The 19,961-nt window shown below is 46.1% G+C and carries 15 protein-coding genes and 1 tRNA gene; 11 read left to right on the forward strand and 5 right to left on the reverse strand.

The features are described from left to right. Window positions 1-58: 58 nt before the first annotated feature. The 4 genes from BFC18_RS02335 (at window position 59) to BFC18_RS02350 (ending at window position 6,528) form a co-directional block, all read left to right on the forward strand. Window positions 59-135: transfer RNA gene (locus BFC18_RS02335), tRNA-Val, on the forward strand. Window positions 136-246: 111 nt separating this feature from the next. Continuing rightward, complete coding sequence (locus BFC18_RS02340) at window positions 247-1,854, forward strand: amidase (protein WP_070123584.1); 1,608 nt, start codon at window positions 247-249, stop codon at window positions 1,852-1,854. 223 nt (window positions 1,855-2,077) lie between these two features. Further along, window positions 2,078-2,965, forward strand: a complete 888-nt coding sequence (locus tag BFC18_RS02345) for an ABC transporter ATP-binding protein (RefSeq protein WP_070123585.1) — start codon at window positions 2,078-2,080, stop codon at window positions 2,963-2,965. 11 nt (window positions 2,966-2,976) lie between these two features. Then, window positions 2,977-6,528 carry an ABC transporter permease/M1 family aminopeptidase gene (locus BFC18_RS02350; protein WP_070123586.1) on the forward strand — a complete coding sequence of 1,184 codons (3,552 nt, stop codon included), beginning with the start codon at window positions 2,977-2,979 and terminating at the stop codon, window positions 6,526-6,528. Between the two features lie 142 nt (window positions 6,529-6,670). On the opposite strand, the gene BFC18_RS02355 is transcribed toward BFC18_RS02350, so the two are convergent. The 3 genes from BFC18_RS02355 to BFC18_RS02365 form a co-directional block, all read right to left on the reverse strand. After that, window positions 6,671-7,555: a dienelactone hydrolase family protein gene (locus BFC18_RS02355; RefSeq protein ID WP_070123587.1), complete on the reverse strand. Its 885-nt coding sequence runs from the start codon at window positions 7,553-7,555 to the stop codon at window positions 6,671-6,673. A gap of 81 nt (window positions 7,556-7,636) precedes the next feature. Continuing rightward, entirely contained in the window at window positions 7,637-8,839 is a 1,203-nt protein-coding gene (locus BFC18_RS02360; protein ID WP_083272877.1) for a DUF6607 family protein, read from the reverse strand. Between the two features lie 146 nt (window positions 8,840-8,985). Then, entirely contained in the window at window positions 8,986-10,407 is a 1,422-nt protein-coding gene (locus BFC18_RS02365) for an aminotransferase-like domain-containing protein (RefSeq protein WP_070123588.1), read from the reverse strand. Between the two features lie 217 nt (window positions 10,408-10,624). Here BFC18_RS02365 and BFC18_RS02370 point away from each other — a divergent pair, with 217 nt between their 5' ends. Next, window positions 10,625-11,233 carry a LysE family translocator gene (locus BFC18_RS02370; protein ID WP_070123589.1) on the forward strand — a complete coding sequence of 203 codons (609 nt, stop codon included), beginning with the start codon at window positions 10,625-10,627 and terminating at the stop codon, window positions 11,231-11,233. A gap of 34 nt (window positions 11,234-11,267) precedes the next feature. On the opposite strand, the gene BFC18_RS02375 is transcribed toward BFC18_RS02370, so the two are convergent. Beyond that, complete coding sequence (locus BFC18_RS02375) at window positions 11,268-11,642, reverse strand: hypothetical protein (RefSeq protein WP_070123590.1); 375 nt, start codon at window positions 11,640-11,642, stop codon at window positions 11,268-11,270. A 524-nt stretch (window positions 11,643-12,166) separates the two neighbouring features. Here BFC18_RS02375 and BFC18_RS02380 point away from each other — a divergent pair. The 6 genes from BFC18_RS02380 (at window position 12,167) to BFC18_RS02405 (ending at window position 18,827) form a co-directional block, all read left to right on the forward strand. Continuing rightward, entirely contained in the window at window positions 12,167-13,309 is a 1,143-nt protein-coding gene (locus BFC18_RS02380) for an FIST N-terminal domain-containing protein (RefSeq protein WP_070123591.1), read from the forward strand. Next, window positions 13,302-14,240: a sensor histidine kinase gene (locus BFC18_RS02385; RefSeq protein WP_070123592.1), complete on the forward strand. Its 939-nt coding sequence runs from the start codon at window positions 13,302-13,304 to the stop codon at window positions 14,238-14,240. The genes BFC18_RS02380 and BFC18_RS02385 overlap by 8 nt, the downstream gene beginning before the upstream one ends. 200 nt (window positions 14,241-14,440) lie before the next feature. Beyond that, window positions 14,441-15,253 (forward strand): hypothetical protein, encoded by an 813-nt coding sequence (locus tag BFC18_RS02390; protein ID WP_070123593.1) that lies wholly within the window; start codon window positions 14,441-14,443, stop codon window positions 15,251-15,253. Window positions 15,254-15,262: 9 nt separating this feature from the next. Continuing rightward, on the forward strand, window positions 15,263-16,300 hold the full coding sequence (locus tag BFC18_RS02395; protein WP_070123594.1) for an extracellular solute-binding protein: 1,038 nt from the start codon (window positions 15,263-15,265) through the stop codon (window positions 16,298-16,300). Further along, window positions 16,297-17,817, forward strand: coding sequence for an ABC transporter permease (locus tag BFC18_RS02400; RefSeq protein ID WP_070123595.1), 1,521 nt, complete (start codon window positions 16,297-16,299; stop codon window positions 17,815-17,817). Before BFC18_RS02395 ends, BFC18_RS02400 begins: the two co-directional genes overlap by 4 nt. Next, entirely contained in the window at window positions 17,817-18,827 is a 1,011-nt protein-coding gene (locus BFC18_RS02405; protein ID WP_070123596.1) for an ABC transporter ATP-binding protein, read from the forward strand. The genes BFC18_RS02400 and BFC18_RS02405 overlap by 1 nt, the downstream gene beginning before the upstream one ends. Before the next feature lie 84 nt (window positions 18,828-18,911). Here the strand turns inward: BFC18_RS02405 and BFC18_RS02410 are convergent, their stop codons facing one another. Then, window positions 18,912-19,940: a methionine synthase gene (locus BFC18_RS02410; protein ID WP_070123597.1), complete on the reverse strand. Its 1,029-nt coding sequence runs from the start codon at window positions 19,938-19,940 to the stop codon at window positions 18,912-18,914. Window positions 19,941-19,961 lie beyond the last annotated feature (21 nt).

The following is a 19,961-nucleotide window of genomic DNA, read 5'->3' on the forward strand; positions in this document are numbered from 1 at the left end:
GCGGCATCGTTATTATACGCGCCGTTCATAGCAATCGCGGTGAGCATCTTAAGAAAATGCGTCTATAGCTCAGTTGGTTAGAGCGCTACCTTGACATGGTAGAGGTCCCCTGTTCGAATCAGGGTAGACGCACCATTTTCTCTTCTTCTTATGAATTTCTTTCTTTCCAATATTTGCGCAAGCGAAGTAGCATCTTCTGTTGTTTGATGATAAAAATTTGAATTAAATTCAAATAAAGACAGAAAAATGCAATTTTTCACTGCACTTCTTTTATGTTGTTTCGTTTACGTTGCTCAAGCTCAAGCCCAGTCACAAACTGATGCTAGCCCGAAGAACTGGCTGGAAGCCAACGCCAGTGAGCAGGCGAAAGCCATTGCCCAAGGAAAGCTTACCTCTCAACAACTGGTCTTTGCTTACCTGAATCGTATTGATTCACTCGATCCTCGAATTAACAGTATCCTCCGCCTAAACAGTGAAGCCATGAAGGTTGCCGCGCAACGTGATCTTGATGTCAAAAACGGGAAGCCGCTTGGACCACTTCATGGTGTTCCCGTTCTGTTAAAAGACAATATCGAAACCAAAGACATGCCGACAACCGCAGGCGCGATGGCGTTAGTTAATAATGATACAGGCCGAGATTCTCCGCTGGTGGCCGGTTTGCGCGAAGCGGGTGCGATTATTCTGGGAAAAACCAATTTGTCTGAATGGGCCAATTTTCGCTCTGAAGATTCTATCAGCGGCTGGAGTGCAGTAGGTGGTTTAACCCGCAATCCGCATAACCTTGCTCGTACAGCATGTGGCTCTTCTTCCGGTTCCGGTGCGGCCATGGCTGCAAATCTTGCTTCATTAACAGTCGGTACTGAGACGAATGGCTCTATTATTTGCCCAGCATCTTTTAATGGCGTTGTGGGCTACAAGCCCACGGTAGGACTTATTCCGCAAACTTACATTGTTCCTATATCTTCCAGCCAGGATACGGCAGGTCCTATTACTGCCACGGTTTCCGATGCTGGCTTGATGGCGTCGGTCATGGCGGACAAAAAGGTTGCTGCAGAGCATAACGTAAACTTAAGCCAATTGTCTTCGCTGAACGGCGAGCCAGAAGGCAAGTTAAAAGGTAAGCGAATTGGCGTGGTGCGATTTTCACCAAGTCGAGTCGACGGTGTGAATGAGGCCTACGAACAGGCATTAGATACCCTTAAAGCACAGGGCGCCGTGCTGATAGATATTAATGAATTCTCCATGCCAGATGAATTTTGGGATAAATCGTATTATGTGCTGCTTTCAGAATTTAAAACCACGTTAAACACGTATCTAACAGACTCGCCAGCGCAGTTACCCGTTCGCTCTCTTAAGGCTTTGATCGCGTTTAATCAAAATGATGACCGGGAGATGCAGCTGTTTGACCAGAGCATTTTCATTAAGTCAGAGGAAACGAATGGCGCGAGTGGTGAGGCTTATCAATCAGCTGTCGCGTTCGTTCAGAACGCTACCCGCAAAGACGGCATTGATAAACTGCTGGCAGACAATGAGGTTGATATTCTGGTAGCCCCGTCAAATAATCCCGCATTTCTGATTGATGCTGTTTATGGCGACCACGCGCCGAAAGGTTTTACTGGCATCGGCTATATGGCCGCTATTGCAGGCTATCCTCATGTAAGTGTGCCGATGGGGGCGGAAAAAGGCTTACCGCTGGGGTTAAGCTTTATCAGTAGCGCCTGGCAGGATGAAGTCGTGCTCAGCGCGGCGAATGCGTTTGAAAAAGCGCACCAGTTTGCTCTCAAACCTCAATTTTATCCTAGCAGGGCTCAGAGCCCGGATATGGAAGCCGTATTTGAATCGTTAAATCCGTAGCGTAAAAAATATCTTTTGAGGGGAAGTGTCAGTGTTCTCGCTGCACTTCTCGTTACCTGTACCCCTCACATGGAACGTAAACCGACGGCGCAATGGCAGCTCTCGACAGACCAGAATTCGAATACATTAGATTGAGATAAATGGTTACAAATTACTGCAATCAATGATGAATGGGCTGGTATAGAGTAAAAAATACGAAAAACTCTAAGCAAATGGAACTGCAATGCTAACGATAAACCAACTTACAAAAACGTATTCTAATGGCGTTCGCGCCCTCGACGGCATTAATTTGACCATTCCAAAAGGTATGTTTGGCCTGTTAGGCCCAAACGGTGCGGGTAAATCCTCTCTAATGCGCACGATTTCTACTTTACAGACCCCCGATCAAGGCACTATCGAATTTGATGGGGTAGATGTATTGGCGCAGCCAAATGAATTGCGTCAGCGATTGGGTTACTTGCCACAGGACTTTGGTGTGTATCCTCGAATAAGCGCAGAGCGTTTGCTTGATCATTTAGCCATACTGAAAGGACTCAACAATAAAGCAGAACGTAAGGAAGCCGTTGAAGGTTTATTGGTTCACACTAATTTATGGCAACACCGTGATAAAGCGGTGAGCGGCTACTCTGGCGGCATGCGTCAGCGATTTGGCATCGCGCAGGCATTGCTTGGCGACCCTGATCTGATCATTGTCGATGAACCTACCGCTGGTCTTGATCCAGAAGAGCGCAACCGGTTTCATAATCTGCTAGTGAGTCTTGGGGAAGAGAAAGTCATCATTCTTTCCACCCATATCGTTGACGATGTTTCCGAGTTATGCCCTAACATGGCTGTACTGGGTCAGGGAAAAATACTCTTGGAAGGGAACCCAATTGAACTAACTCATCAACTGGACAGCCGCATTTGGAGTAAACAGGTTTCTCAGGAAGAGTTCAAAGAAGTAGAGCAAAATTTCGCGCTCATTTCATCTCGTCTCATCGCTGGAAAACACGTAGTACATATTATGGCTGATGAGGCGCCATCCGGCTTCTCTCCGGCACCGGCAAACCTTGAGGATGTGTATTTCTCAACGCTTTACCAGTCACGTAAACACACCGCTAACGCTGCATAAGGGGCGGGATCATGTTCTGGAAAAGTCTTGCTTTTGAATGGCGTTATTATTTACGCCAGCCTTCATTTACTGTTACTGCTTTAGTGTTTTTCCTTTTGCCGTTTTTGGCGACGGTATCCGATAACGTAAGGATTGGAGGCGCTAACTCGTTGTACAACGGCAGTTACGCCATCGCGCAGATCACCATCATCATGGGCATTTTCGCGCTATTTTTGTTAGTGAATTTTATTGCTGGTACCGCTACCCGCAACCACACATCGAAAATGAGCGAACTTATCTATACCCGGCCGGTCAATCCTCTGCAGTATCAATTAGGTCGTTTTACGGGGGCGGTTTTGGTCAGCCTAACCGTTTTCGCCACGGTGCCCATTGGTGTGCTTATTGGTTCTTTCATGCCGTGGGTTGACCCTGAGCGCCTCGGGCCAACGGTACTGAGTTACTACCTTACGCCTTACCTTTATATTATTGTTCCTGGATTTTTTTCCATGGGCATGATTTTCTATGCGGTTGCCCATCGAACCCGCTCAGTCATGGCGAGTTACCTTACAGCAATGGGCGTATTTATTGCCTACGTGGTTGGTGGCTTACTCACCAGTGAGCCTGAATACCGTGAAATAGGTGCCATGCTCGACCCCTTTGCCGTAAGAACGTTTGGTGAAATAAGCCGATACTGGACGGCCTTCGACAAAAACACCTCGCTTATTTCATTTAGTGGCTTACTGTTGCAGAACCGACTCATATGGCTCGCAGCGGGGAGTGCGGTTTTACTCGCATTTGGCGGGCTATTTTCACTGCGCTGGCAGCAAAGTAACCGCAAACTGAAACCAACGAAAGCGTCGCGTGTTCCTGCGCCTGTCGATAATAAAATCAGTTATAAAGCCTCCGGGGGCTTTCAATGGCACAAGTTCATCACGTGTTTAAAGTTCGAGATGCGTCAAGTTCTGCTGAGCCCCGCCATGATCGTACTGCTGGTTTTTACCCTGTTTAATTTAAGTGGCATGTATGCCGTTGATTTTCAGGGAATGTACGGTACCGGAAACTGGCCTTTGACACGTTACATGGTTGATGCCATATACGACAATTTCTTCCTGACCTTCCTCATCGTGATTATCTATTACAGTGCAGAAATCGTGTGGCGGGAACGGGGAAGTGGTATGGGTGACATCATCGAATCAACGCCAGTTTTCAACGCCGTATTCTGGGTTAGTAAATTGTTTTCCATGTGGGCCGTGTTAGTCGTGCTTTGCTTAACTGGTATGGCTTTCACGCTTTTCTTCCAGGTGTCAAAAGGCTATACCCATTTTGAGTTTGATGTGTACGCCGTTGGTTTGTTTTACGTAAAACTCATGCCATTTATTTGGCTTAGCGTACTCACCTTTTTTATTCAGGTACTCAGTCCGAATAAGTTCATTGGTATGCTGCTTTCGTCGGCTTATTTGCTTGGTTCCATGGTGCTGAGTCAGTTAGGTGCTGAACACACTATGTGGCATTACGGGCAGGGGCCTTCCGTGCCGTATTCTGATCTAAACGGTTTCGGCTGGTTCTTAGCTGGGTTTAATTGGTACATGCTCTACTGGGGAGCGCTGAGTCTCGCGTTATCTGTTATTGGCTTTGGTCTGTGGCAACGGGGCCCAGAGAATAAACTGAAAGATCGGTTACGTTTGTTGGGTTATCAGATGGGACGAACCGGCAAGGGGCTGCTAGCGGCCAGTTTGATTGTATTTTTCCTCACAGGCGGTTTTATTCATTACAACACTAAGGTGGTAAATGAATTTATTGGTCAGGATGAAAGGTTAGACTTACAAGCTGCGTATGAGCGCGAGTTTGCTCAGTATGAAGATGACAACATTCCTGTCATTACCAAGGTCGATGCGCATGTCGATATATTCCCTGAACAGCGCCGTATTGAGGCCGTAGCCGATGTTGTTTTTGTGAATAGTGCAGATACACCGATCAAGCGGGTGTTATTGACTGTACCTTCGAATACCGTGGAGTGGGCGGTCGATTTGCCTGGCGCCTCAGTGGTCGAACAGATTGACGAGTTTGACTCGGCTTGGCTTGAATTTACAGCGCCTATGTTGCCTGGGGCAACGATAGCTGGCACCATTTCTGTGGTTCGAGATCACAATGGTTTCCGCGACCGGAATACCGATGTGACAGTGGCTGAAAATGGCACTTTCATTAATAATTATGAACTGTTTCCAACCATGGGCTTTCGTGGCGACCGAGTGATTACCGACCGCCATGAACGTCGCAAGCGAGATTTACCCGAGCGGCCTGTGGCAGCCAAACTGGAAGATACCAGTAAATACACCGAAAGCTTCTTTGGCAAGGGCGTCAACTTCATCGATTTTGAAACCACGATTTCAACGTCGGAAGGGCAGATTGCCATTGCACCGGGGTACCTTCAAAATGATTGGAGTGAAAACGGCCGTCACTATTTCCATTACAAAATGGACGCGCCAATGGTGAATTTTTACTCCTTCTTGTCTGCAAGTCATGAAGTAAAACGTGAAGCATATAAAGGCATTAACATCGAAATTTATTACGATGAAAAACATGCCTGGAACCTCGGCACGATGGTGCAAAGTGTCAAAGATTCACTGGATTATTTTGGCTCAGCCTTTGGCCCCTATCAGCATCGACAGGTGCGAATTATTGAATTTCCTGGCTACCGTTCCTTTGCCCAAAGTTTCGCTAATACTGTGCCTTACTCTGAAGATATCGGGTTTACCGCTGACCTGCGTGACCCTGATGACATTGATTATGTGTACTATGTTACCGCCCATGAAATGGCGCACCAGTGGTGGGGGCACCAGCTCGGCGCTGCGAACGTTCAGGGCAGTGCTATTTTGTCGGAGAGCTTATCGCAGTACAGTGCATTGATGGTGCTGCAAAAGCGTTATGGCGCTAACAAAATGCGCAAGTTTGTGAAGTACGAGCTAGACCGTTACTTAATGGGCAGAAGTAACGAGATCTTGGAAGAAATGCCATTTATGCGTAGTCAGAACCAGAATTACATTCACTATCGCAAAGGTTCTGTGGTGATGATGGCGCTGTTAGACAGACTTGGTGAGTCGCGTTTAAATAGTGCCCTTCAGTCGCTACTGGAAAAATTCCGTTATCAATCGAACCCGTTCCCTACAACGCTTGATTTGTTGGCAGAATTAAATGCTGTTGCCACCCCAGAAGAGCAAGGGTTTATCGCAGACATGTTCACGCGTATTACTTTGTACGATCTCAAAATTACCAATGTGGAATCAACCCAGGTGAGTGAAGAGTTTGAAGTAACGTTGACCATTACCGCAGCGAAGTATGAAGCGGATGGCGAAGGGCGAGAAACGGAACAGCCGCTGAATGAGTTGGTCGATATTGTATTGTTTACGGTGAACCCTGATAAGTTGCAGGAAGACAACCAGATCCTTTACAAAGCAAAACACAAACTAACAAGTGGTGAGAATAAGATAACTATAACGGTGCCTGAGATGCCAGCTTACGCCGGGGTTGATCCCTTCGTGAAGCTCATCGACAGAGATGGCAATGATAATATTAAAGCGTTATAGCGAGATGTTGTCATAGTGACAAAGTGAAAACTAAAAAGCCGGCGTTTACAGGTTCAATGGCTCAGATATCTAAACCAGATATTTGAGCATGAACACTGAAAAACGTCGGCTTTTTTACGTCTTGTATGCTTTACGTCGATGATTAGCTCTTAAGGCCTTTTTCAAATACCTCAAGCATGCGGTTCCAGGCAATGTCGGCTTGTTTCTCGTTGTACACTTTGGAATCCGGTGGTGTCCAGCCATGCAAAGTGCCAGGGTAAATGGCAATATCTGCGTCAATGCCCGCTTCCTCATAAGCTTCGCTTAACAGTGGTGTCATGTCCGGACTCTTTTGTGCATCGTTTTCAGCAACGGCGTGTATTGCAACTGCTTTGCTGTCTTTCACTAGCAGATGTGGACTATTTTCGTCGTCAGTCGCCAAACCGCCACCATGGAACGACGCAATGGCGCCAACTTCATCAGGGAATGCGGCGGCAGCAAAAATAGTAAAACTGCCACTCATGCAGTAGCCCATAACCGCTTTGGGTTTCGAGGCGTCAACGGCATCCTGCTGGTTAAGAAAATCAAAAAATGCACGGTTGTCATTGTTTGTATTTTCTTGGGTAAGTTTGGCTCGCATAGGGCTAAGTACGCCCCAGGCCGCTTCAGAGGGAAACTCGATGCCCTGAGGCAAGGCTGCGCCTTTCACATCACGATAAAATGGGTTCACTACCAGCACCGCATAACCTTTCGCTGCCAGACGTTGCCCCATTAAATCAAAGGCTGTGCGACGGCCTTTGATGTCTGGCCACATCACCACGCCAGCAAAGGCACCGCCTTCTGGATAGGTAAGTAAACAATCCGCTTCGCCGTCAGGCGTTTTTACCGAAACCTCTTCAGTTTTAACGCTTCCTCGTGCCTGAGCAAACTGCGGAAACGCGGTAGCTAATGAACCTACTGCAACGAGTTTATGGAAGTTTCTGCGGCTCAATGTCGTTGCGTTTTTTACGGCGTTATCTGCATCCGCTTCAGTTTGATGGTCGCACATAGTCAGGTTTCCTTTTACGAGTTAGCTAAAAAGCCATCGGTGTCTGTTTACTTTATCCTGTTAAAAAGGTTAGTCACTGATTCACTGAGTTTGTTCCTGCGGATCAGTCACCATTTTTAAATACGGCGCCAATGTGCTTCGGATTTGTTTTATTTCTTCATCACTGTTGTATTGCCCACCGTCGGCGATTTCCTGGGCGCGACCGAAGAACGGCATGAACATCGATACACCGTTCGCTTTTTTACTGATGACTATGGCGTTATTTTGTTCTGCTAGTTCGTGCCATACCGTTCTGACATCTCGCCAGTAATTTGCCGTTTTTTTCCAGTAGGTCTCACCAGGTGAAAAATCGTGGTCTTTAATGCGTTCATAGCGGGCAATACCAAATTCTTTAGCAATATAGGGTGAAGTGGCCGAGGGCTCTCCACTGTTGGATAAAACTAACTTGTAGTTTTCCTCTTCCTGAACCCAGCCATCAGGCAGAGTAATGTGTTTGTTTACGCCCTCCAGTACTTGGTAATCACTTCTGACACTGCTTTCACGACGAGGTAACGGCCGCCAGGTAACATCACTCACCCATTGCGAATGATTGCCTTTGTGCTCCCATACTCCCTGCGATTCATAGCGGGGAGAATCATCTACTTGAAATACTGACTGAGACCAGTGGCCAGCATTTTGTTGTTCATCAAGCGGATGGTTCTCCCAGGTTTGATTTCCGGCATACACAAATTCGCTGGGCTTTTCATATTGCCAATCCTGTCGCCAATGCTTCATTACCATTGGCTCACTGGCCTGGCCGTTTTCATCTACGAAAACCATGACCATGATATGCTGCAGACTGATAAAATCAGGTTTATCTTCGACGACGGCTACCCATTCCGTGCCCCAGGAGCGATAAGGTTTTGAAGGCTGATAATCAGGAGAAAATCCCATGGTTTCAATAAAATCAAAGCTCACTCTGAAGTAACCCGACATAGCCAGAATGGCTTCACGGTCGCGCTCATAAGTAGAAAGTCCAGCTTTTTGCAGGTTACGCCAATGCACCGATGGTGTGGAATCTTTGGTGGTTTGCGCGCCAGTTGACGTGCCGCCCCGCGGCGAAAAGTCGCAGTTCTCTTCTATAAATTGCCATCCAAATACATAACTGGGTGACTGACAAGGGGCAGGGGCTGAGGTGCTCTCAGTTTTCGCCTTATCCGCAGCACAACCCGAGACTGAAATCACTGCAGTGGCGAAGCCTAAGCAAAACAGGCTTAGTCTGGAAAATCGGTTGCCAAAAATCACGATACACTCCTTTTTTAACTTTTGATAATGATAATCATTATCATTTGCTGATGGTAGCAGATAGGCGCCAGGGCAAAAAGTGGTAGATGAGAAAATAGTGGTCTTGGCAGGCAACGAAAGCCATTACCTTTATATTGCCCGAAGGATCAAGACGGCGACAACTGGCATTCAGGCAAAAGCTCGGAAAGGGTGCGAAGCGCCGCTTCCCTCGATGCATGATTTCTATCAATGAAGTTAAAGCGAAGACAATGACGATATTTGCCCGTTGCGGAAAACATCTGGCCTGGGGCCAAAATAATGCCTGCTTGCTTGGCACGTTCCGCCAATTTTACCGCGTCGTATTTTTTGGGTAATTCCATCCATAAAACAAAGCCACCTTCCGGGTAACTTACCCGTGTCTGCTCGGGGAAAAACCGTCTGATATCTTCTAGCATGAGATCTCTGGCCTTGCGATAGTGCTGTCGCATAGCGCTTAAGTGCCGCTCGTAACCACCTTCGCGGATGAACCTCCCAATAGCAAGCTGGGGCAAAGTAGGGCACATAGAACTGCTGACATATTTTATATGGGTGACTTTGTCACGGTAGCGGCCTGGTGCAATCCAGCCCACACGAAAACCGGGAGCCAGTGTTTTAGAGAATGAGGAACAAAGTAGAACGCGGCCATCATCATCGAAAGATTTCAGGGTTTTAGGCCGCGGATAATCAAAGGCAATGTCGCCATAAATATCGTCTTCAATGATGGCGATATCGAATTCTTGGGCCAGTTGATATAAGGCCTGCTTTTTTTCCAGCGGCATGACATATCCCTGGGGATTATTTACCGTAGGTGTAACCAGAATCGCTTTTACCGGCCACTGGTCCATTGCCAGACGCAGCGCATCAATGCTCATTCCATCCCGGGAATCGGTGGGAATTTCAAGTGCTTTCAGGTTGGCGGCTTTTATCGCCTGCATGGCGCCATAAAAGCCGGGCGATTCTACCGCGACAATTTCGCCAGGTTCAGCCACAGCCCGTAAACAAACCGATAACGCCTCCTGACAGCCCGACGTCACCACAAAATCTTCGGCCATTAAATGGCAACCGGCCGATGCTGTAAGCCGGGAAAGTTGTTCGCGAAGTCCCGCATCACCCTGAATGTGACCGTATTTCATGCCATCTTGTGGGCGATGACGATTCAGCTCATAAAGGCTTTTTAACAGCGGCTTGAGCGTGGATGAAGCCATGTCAGGCATGGCGTGTTGAAACTCACAAACAGCATCTACCCCGTGACCCAACAACATGGCTAAAACATCTTCCCACAATGAGACGTCCATGGGGCGTTGAGGTGGTTTGGACTGTTCGGGCCGACTAATGGCTTTTCGTTCTTCAGCAACAAAGTAGCCAGACTTCGGACGCGCTACAATAAGCTGGTCTCGTTCCAGTACACGATACGCTTCTTGAACGGTAGACAAACTCACACCATGCTCGCTGGCAAGTTGGCGAACAGACGGTAAACGGGATGCTGGGGCGAAATAGCCCAGTTGGATCTGCTCTTTCAGACGTGCAGCGAGTTGCTGGTATCGGCTCATAGTCAATCCTCTAAAAACATACACAGTAATATACCGTACAGTTTTAGTAAGAATAACCATACAGATTTGGTAATTTTTGACCATACAGTGCTTGAAAATAAAATCTGTATGGTCATTTGCCTGTTTATTTATCTATAAAACAATACAGTCGAGTTCAATAAAGTAAGTCATAACGCATTCACTTTATTTGAAAACTTTATATAGCGGCGAAAACAACATGGAACTTTCTTTATTAATTGGCATTGCAGCTTTTGCCTTTGTTACTTCCGTCACTCCGGGCCCGAATAACATGATGTTGCTGGCATCAGGTGCACAGTTTGGCTTCACGCGCACGTTGCCGCACATGATTGGCATCGTAATAGGCGTAGCTATGCTGTTGTTTTGCGTTCTGCTAGGACTTGGCGCCCTGTTTACGTTGTATCCGTCGCTGTATTCGGTGCTAAATGTTGCCGGTTCGGCCTATCTACTCTGGCTGTCATGGAAAATTGCCAGCGGACCCGTCGCGGCAATCAGTGAGGATGATGACACCGACAGTCAGCCTTTGCGCTGGTGGCAGGCGGCTTTATTCCAATTCGTAAATCCAAAAGCGTGGATGATGGCGTTAGGGAGTGTGAGTACCTTTTCACTGCCTGGCGACGAATACGTGCTTTCAGGGGCGATGATCATGTTGGCATTTGCGGCTATCGGTTTTCCTGCTATTTCTGTTTGGGCAGGGGCGGGAGCGAAACTGCGAGATTGGTTGAATAGCCCAAAACGCCGTCGCGGATTCAATTTGACCATGGGCGCGGCAACAGCGGCGACATTGCTGTTAATTGTCGACTTTTGACGTGTAACTCAGATACAAAAAGTATTGAAAGCGCCTAGAGCAGGCGCTTCGCGTTCGATTTAACCTTACTGTGGAACGGTTTAACCATACTTTCTGTCATTTTCATGCTGGCAGCAGGTGCATAGCGAAACATAATTTGAGACAGCGCCTGGGGCAGCATAGCGGGTGATGAAGCCGTGCCTACCATCTCCGATACGGCTTTGGCCTGAAACTTCGCAGAATCCATAGTAACAGCCTGCATGGCCGTACCTGCGGCAATGACTTTTTCAATCCACATTTCATTCATTTCCCAGATATCAGACTTGGCTGGTAACCGGGTTGACGTTGACATTCGGTACAGACGATTTGCGATGACCTGGGGAGCCAGTGTCCACAACTCGAATAACTGCAAGGGTAAAGGTTGTTTCACTGAATTCTCCTGAGCGACTACTTTGCTGATACAGCGGAGAGGGAAGTTTAGTTCATATGTGAAAATTGTGTAGTACACCTTTGGCTAACATTGTCAGCGTTTGTAAAATAGAGTATTTTTCTGCAAATAGGAATCATTATTATTAGTGAGTGGGGAGTCAATAGTTCTCTCTATTATTTAATACACATCTTTTTGATAGCGGTGTTTGCTGCCTCGACTGCTTTGTAGGCATTGATACCGGCTTCATCAAAACCGCCATGTTGGCCTACGACTATTCAGAATGACACTGTCCACACCGGCAGCCAGTCAGGATACCGGTTTATGGGGCTCTTCAATGACTTCAGAGCTTTCAAACGATCTTTCCCTACCGTTGAGCTATCAATGGCGCACTTATCATACGAGTTCGAGACTGGATAAAGTTCGAAGTTTGACTAAATTATAGTATAGCAGTAATCAATTCAAAGCTGTGGTTCTGGCACAAGAATTCTGAAATTAGTACACCTTAAACTAAAGGCAGTATATATATGAGTAGTGGCATAACGATTACCTCAACTAAACTTACCGACGCAGAAGCAGCGATAAAAGAAATTAGTGAACAATTAGATTTGAATTCAAATGTGTTTGTTATGCTGTTTTTTTCAATTTCATATAATAGAAATTCACTGGGTCAGGCTATAAAAAACACGTTATCCTGTATTGAAGTAATTGGGTGCTCAACATCAGGAGAAATAGGATTAAATGGTTATGATGAAAAAAGCATAACGGCTATCGCTTTTTCAAAGGAATATTTCAAGATAAGTTCATTGATTTACCCGTCAATCAGTAAGATGGAATTGAATGTTTGGCATGAGAAAACCCAGAGGCTATATAGAAATCACAACGATTTATATAATGTAAGAAATAGCGGTGAGCTTTTTTCTTTGTTGCTTATTGATGGCGTTTCTTGTTGTGAAGAACCCTTCGTCAGGACAGTATCTAATGCTATTTCAAATGTACCACTTGTAGGTGGTTCTGCTGGCGATAACCTACATTTTGTTGCTACCTATTTATATTATAAAGGTCAAATGCATGTGGATTGTGCGGCGCTTATGTTAGTTTCAACTACATTGCCTTTTAACATATTGAAGTCGCAGCATATTTATTCAACGAGCAAGAGAATGATCGTTACTGACGCGATACCTAAAGATCGTATTGTTACTGAATTGAATGGTTTTCCTGCTGCTGAAGAATATGCTCGAATGCTTGGGCTTTCTTCGCCTGAAGAGTTAACCGAAGCATTAATTGCCAGTCATCCCACAGTTGTCGTTATTGGGAAAGATGAATTTGTACGTTCGATAAAATGCGTTAATGATGACGGCAGTTTAACTTTTTATTGTGCTATTGATGTCGGGATCGTGTTACGTATTGCGCAGGGAAATGACCTGCATGACAGTATGAAAGCCTCAATTGAAAGTATTGAAAACGACATGGGAGCGATTCAAGGATTACTTACTTTTGACTGTATATTGCGTCGCTTAGAGCTTAAAGAAACTGAAAATTTATCAAAAGTCTCCAATTTATTAGTAAAACATAATGCTGCTGGGTTTAGTACTTATGGCGAGCAAATAAATGGCTTGCATGTAAACCAAACTTGTACAGGAATAGCAATAGGCTTCTCAAATGAATGATTTATCAAAACAAGAGTATATAAGTGAAATAAATCGTTTGAATAAAATAATAGATGTTCTGGCAACGCGCGCTGAGCAAGGTATTAATAGTGAATCCAGTGATTTTTCTTTATTTCAAACCACGATAGCACTAGAAGAGAAGGTAAGGAAAAGAACCGAAGAATTACGTGATACTCAAAAAAAACTAGTAGAATCGGAAAAAATGGCTTCTCTGGGTAGATTGGTATCAGGCGTTGCGCACGAGCTTAATACACCGATTGGAATATGTATTACGAGTGCCTCTTTGATAACAGAGATAACTGAAGAAGTACACACTGCGCTTAGCGATAATGAAATAACAGAGTCTCAGTTAATAGAGTACTTTTCATCTGTTAATGAAACAGTAGATTTAATCGCGAATAACTTGTCAAGATCATCAACACTTATAAGCTACTTCAAGCAGGTAAGTGTGGGTAATTCAAGTGAGGAAATTGCAAAATTTAATTTAAAAGAAATTTTAGATGATGTTAATTCTATCTATATTAATAAGTTTTTAAGCAGAAATATTATATTCAGTATCGAGTGTGATGAAAATATAGAATTAACAAGCTACCCTGATGCTTTAGCGAAAATACTAAGTAACCTTATAGCCAAGTCTCTGGATTATGCGTTTGACGAAGAGAGTTCAGGAAAGATTATTATTGAAGTCACACAAGATGATGAATCAATAAAGTTACTGTATAGAGATAGTGGAAAAGGCATGAGTGCTGATGTTTCAAGTAACATATTTGAGCCTTTTTTCACAACAAATCGAAGCAATGGTAACACTGGTCTGGGAATGTTCATTTTATATAATTTGATAACTCAGCAACTTAACGGAGATATACAGTGCACGAGTGAATTGGGCAAAGGAACTACTTTTGTTTTGTCTTTACCCAACCTAAATAAGTAAGGAAACAGCGAAAAAACTTCCCAGTCAGGTTTCAAGTCATGCTCTGCGTGACAGTTCATACATTATCCATTTCCGGTGTGCTGAACCCAATTTGTTTTTCATCATAGGTCTTTGTTCGAAGGACAAGCAACGAAGCCATCACTTTACATGCTAATTGATAATAAGTATCATTTGCAAAATCATATACGTAAGGATTAATCATGACGTTTTCAGGATCAGCCCGTTGTAAAATCGCCTTAGTACTGGCACTTTCTTTTGGTAGTTTTTCTTCTCAGGTTTCAGCTAATGGTGCGATTGGAGACCATGTAAACAACCTTCACGCACATCTGGGCGAGTACGCAGAAGAAGTACAGTGGCTGGAAGATAAATTCGGTGCCGTTGTCGATGTTTATGAAAAGCAGGGTAAAGGAAAAGTTGATACTGATGTTATGATTGAGTACTGGGAAGAAGTGGATTTCCATTCAGCCATTGAAACTCAATATGTGCCTGTTTACGCCACCATTTGGCAAGGTATTTACGGTGTGAAAACGGCGATCGACAAGGGCGCAGATGCATCAGCCGTTCGTGCTGAAGAAGCAAAACTGGTGCATGCATTATGGCAGGGCCTTGGCGCGGTAAAACTGGCTTCCCAATATCAGAAAAAAGGGCTTATTGATCAGGTTCAAACCACAGAAACTGAGCCGACAACGCCAACGGAAGTGATTGATGACATTAAAGTGCGTCTTGACCGTGTTGTCGCGAAGTATGCAGAACAGTTGTCTGAAGTGGCAACCACACTGGTGTTTGATACCTATCTGCAACGCTTCGAAGGCATTGAGGGCGCGTTAATTGAACTCGATGCACCACTGGTTGAAGATCTGGAGAAAGATTTCAATGTTTCATTACCGCAGGCTATTGAGCAAGACAAAGGCGTAGATGCGGTGCGTGACGTGGTGAATGCCATGCAGGTTAAGTTAGATAAGGCCTATGCGTTACTGGCAGAAGCGGAAAAAAATCGTAAAAGCGTGTTTTAAGGATTTATTATGCAACGCAGAACGTTCGTTCAGGGCTTAGGGCTGGCAGGCTTAGCTGGCGGTTTGGGGTTATTACCCGGCATGTCCTTCGCTAATCCGGCCAATGCGGTGTCCGTTGATTCACTACCCAAATTGAAAGGTGACCTCACGCTTTATCTTGGCAGAGGTGAGGGTGGACTTTACGAGAATGTGCTTGAAGCGATAAAGAAAAAGAATCCGGGATTGAATCTGCAAATCCGCCGCGGTGCGACGGCAGAACTTGCTAATATGCTAGTCGCCGAAGCTAAAGCCGGCGTGAAACGGGCAGATTTGTTCTGGGCCGTAGATACCGGTTCTATTGGTATGATCACTAATCAGGGGTTGGCCAAGCCCCTGCCTGATGATGTGGTTAATCAATTAAAACCGGGCTTTCAGTATCCCATGTGGTCGCCAGTAACCGGGCGCATTCGCACCTTACCGTATAATACTGAGCGAGTACGCGCAGACCAGATTCCTGACAGTGTGATGGCCCTTGCCGACACCGACCTGAAATTAGGCTGGGCGCCTGCTTATGCTTCTTTTCAGTCTTTTGTCACCGCAATGCGTATTCTTGAGGGCGAAAAAGCCACAGCCAACTGGCTGAAAGGTGTGAATAGCAAGGCGAAGAAATATGCCGGTGAACTGGGTGTGGTAATGGGCGTTGAGCGTGGCGAAGTCGATTTGGGTTTTGCCAATCATTATTACACGTTGCGACTAAAAGCCGGCAAGCCAGATGCCAAGGTGGATATTGCTTATACCAAGAACGACGCCGGATGTCTGGTTAATGCCTCGGGCATTATTTCGCTTACTGAGGGTGATTTACCGATAAACTTTATTCGCTACCTGCTTACTAAAGAAGTGCAGTCTTATTTGGCAACGGAGGCGAATGAAATCCCACTGGTTGCTGGGGTTGCGCCGCCCGTTGGGCTTACCCCATTGAGCAGTATTTCTCCTCCTGATTTGGATCTTCGTAAATTAGCTGATATAAGACCGACATTAGATTTGATGAGGAATGTTGGCGTTCTGTGAAAAACCTGCCTAAATCGTACCCCTTTGCAATCATCATTGCGGTGATTGCAATTTTGCCTGTTGGCGTTTTATTTAGTCTTGCCTCTGACAATACCGCCTTTTTTGATACCAGAAATATCACCGTATTGTTAAATACGTTGGCATTGATGGGGCTTACGGTGCTTGGCGCTGTGCTGATTGGCGTGCCGTTGGCATTGCTCTCCGCCTACGTGAACCTTCCGCTAAAACGTTTATGGCTGATCCTATTTGCAGCGCCCCTTGCAATGCCGAGTTACCTTGGCGCATTTACCCTGTATTTTTCTTTCGGCCGCGGTGGCGAGATTGAAAGTTTGACCGGCTTAACGACGCCTTCTCTGGAAGGGGTATGGGGAGCTGGCTTGGTCATGACATTGTACACCTATCCGTTTGTGATGATGACGACCCGCTCGGCACTGCTTAGTCTGGATGCCAGTCAGATAAATGCTGCACGCACGTTGGGTTTATCATTAGCCGCGAGTATTTGGCGCATTGTATTGCCCCGGGTGGTGAACAGCATTGCCGCTGGTGCGCTGTTGGCTGCGCTTTATGCGTTATCTGATTTTGGTACGCCGGCGATCATGGGGCTGGACACCTTTACCCGGGTCATCTTTGTTGAATACAATGCCTTTGGTCTAAGTCAGGCTGCCATGTTGTCGCTTCAACTCATGCTTATTGTGGTACTGATTTTGTTTATTGAATCACAAATTCGAGGCGCAAAGGAGCGGCCGGGTAAGCATATCCAAATACACATGCATCCAGCGAAAAGTCTCAGTTTTGTTGGGCTGTTTTCGCCGGTGATTCTCATGTCTTTGGTTCTGCCTTTAGGCATTTTTACCTTGTGGCTTTTGCAGGAAGGTGCCGAAGGGTTTGATATTGCCTATGCGTGGAATTCTGCCTATGCGTCTATGCTGGCTGCTGTTGTTGCTGTCATTCTGGCCATACCCGTTGCCCATGCTGCCATTGCAGGTCGTGTAGGGCGGTTCTTTGAGCGCATTACTTATTTCGGGTTCGGTGTGCCCGGTATTGTCATGGGCACAGCCTTAGTTTATTTAGGATTACAAATTCCGGTTCTGTATCAAACGCTGGGCTTGCTGGTGATTGCCTATGTATTGCGCTTTTTACCGTTAGCGGTGAGTACGGTTCGTAGTACCACTGAAAATCAGGATGGTGGTCTGGTAAACGCAGCACGGGTGCTGGGCGCTTCGCCGAAAGAAGCTTTTTTACGTGTTACCTTACCCCTTACAGCCCGTGGCATGATTGCCGGCGCTGCATTGGTGTTCCTTGAAGTTATGCGCGAATTACCGGCAACATTGATGCTGGGTCCAACCGGTTTTGAAACGCTGGCAACCTATTTGTGGCGTGTTTATGAAGCTGGCTATTTCGGTCGTGCTGCGGTGCCGGGCTTATGTTTGGTGTTCATTTCCGGGCTTGGGTTGATCCTGATGCTCACTGGCGAGCGAAAAGCAGAATTTTCAGTTAACGAGAGTCAACATTCCTGATGCTAGAAGTTAATGGTTTATCAGTCGATTATGGATCTAATCGCGTGGTCCGAAATTTAGATCTTAAGCTGAACGAAAGCGAGATCTTGATGTTAGTCGGACCTACAGGTTGCGGCAAAACAACGGTATTACAAGCGCTGGCGGGTTTGATCCCTGTTACTGAAGGGAAAATTGCACAAGGTGGATGGATCTCCACGCCGGAAAAATCAGTCCCGCCGGAGAAACGTAATGTGGGCATGGTGTTTCAGGACTTTGCCCTTTTTCCTCATCTCACTGTAGAGCAAAATGTTCAGTTCAGATTGAAAGACAATACGCTGGCTGATCACTGGTTGGAATTACTCGGGCTCAGTGACTTCCGACAAGCTAAGCCTTCACGATTATCTGGCGGACAAAAGCAGCGGGTGGCGCTGGCCAGAACGCTGGCACATGAGCCTAGCTATGTATTGCTTGACGAACCGCTTTCAAATTTGGATGCGGCACTTAAAGACACCTTGCGCTGGGATATTCGCGATGCACTCAAGAAGGCTGGTGTGCCGGCGATTTGGGTAACCCACGATCAAGACGAAGCCCTGTCAGTGGGTGACAGAGTGGGAATATTGAATAAAGGTGTGCTGGAACAACTGGACACGCCAGAGCAGTGTTTCGAAAAGCCGGCCAGTAAATTTGTCGCACGTTTTCTTGGTGAAGCCAGTTTTTTACAAGGCCGTATTGCTGGTAGCAACGTCGAAACAGCCATTGGCAGCGCGCCGGTGTATACCGCAAATAATGCTCAAGAGTTAGTGGAGTTACTGGTTAGGCCGGATGATGTGATTGTGTCGCACAGCCCAGAACATGCCAATGCCACCGTGTTGCGGAGTCGTTTTGAAGGGGGCAGCCGATTACTGTTTGCTGCACTGGATTCTGGTGAAACGGTGAGTGCCAGAGTATCTCATGAGCTAAAGGTTATGCCTGATCAGCGGGTACATTTAACGTTGCAATCTAGCCATCCATTGTCTGCACTCAGCCAATGATTTTTATTGGATAAAAGTAAGTTTGGAAGCACATTTTCCGTTTTCAATGCGGTCAATGTGCTTCAACTCAATCTCAGGGGTAATCTAGGCTGATACCTCTTCTCTAACGATATCAGCGCCTGCTGCTAATGCTGCAAGCTTGCCTCTGGCGACATCTCTGGACAAAGGCGCCATGCCGCAGTTGGTACAAGGGTAGAGCTTGTCCGCATCAACGTATTTCAGGGCTTCTCGAATCGTCGCTGCAACGTCCTCGGCAGTTTCTATTTCCGGGGTAGCCACATCGATAGCGCCAACCATCACTTTTTTGCCTTTGAGCAATGCAAGCACTTCAAACGGCACGCGCCCGTTATGACATTCCAATGAAATAATGTCGATGCTCGATTTTTGGATAGCAGGGAACGTTTTTTCATAGTGACGCCATTCTTCGCCTAATGTTTTTTTCCAGTCTGTATTGGCCTTAATGCCGTAGCCATAACAAATATGCACTGCCGTTTCGCATTTTAAGCCTTCGCATGCTTTTTCCAGTGCTTCGATTCCCCATTCATTCACTTCATCGAGGAACACGTTAAAAGCAGGTTCATCAAACTGAATAATATTCACGCCGGCGGCTTCAAGCTCTTTCGCTTCTTCGTTCAGCGCTTTTGCAAATTCGAAAGCCAGGGTTTTACGATCTTTATAATAATCGTCATAAAGTGTATCCACCATGGTCATTGGGCCGGGGAGCGCCCATTTAATTGGGCGATCGGTTTGTGCCCGCAGGAACTTAGCGTCGTCAATGAACACAGGTTTCTGGCGACTGACAGGGCCGACGATCCCAGGAACGCTCGCATCGTAGCGATTGCGAATTCTTACTGTCTTTTTATTTTCAAAGTCAACGCCACTTAAGTTTTCGATAAAGGTTGTGACAAAGTGCTGTCGAGTCTGCTCTCCGTCGCTGACAATATCGATACCTGATTTTTCTTGTTCTTGCAGCGTTACCCGAAGGGCATCGTTTTTACCTGCAATCAGTGCTTCTCCTTCTAGTCTCCAAGGAGACCAAAGCTGTTCAGGTTGTGCCAACCATGATGGCTTTGGCAGGCTTCCGGCGGTGGAGGTCGGGAATAATTTTGTCATTGTAATACTACCTGTAGCGTA

The organism is Alteromonas confluentis, assembly GCF_001757105.1.
GTDB classification, from domain to species: domain Bacteria; phylum Pseudomonadota; class Gammaproteobacteria; order Enterobacterales; family Alteromonadaceae; genus Alteromonas; species Alteromonas confluentis.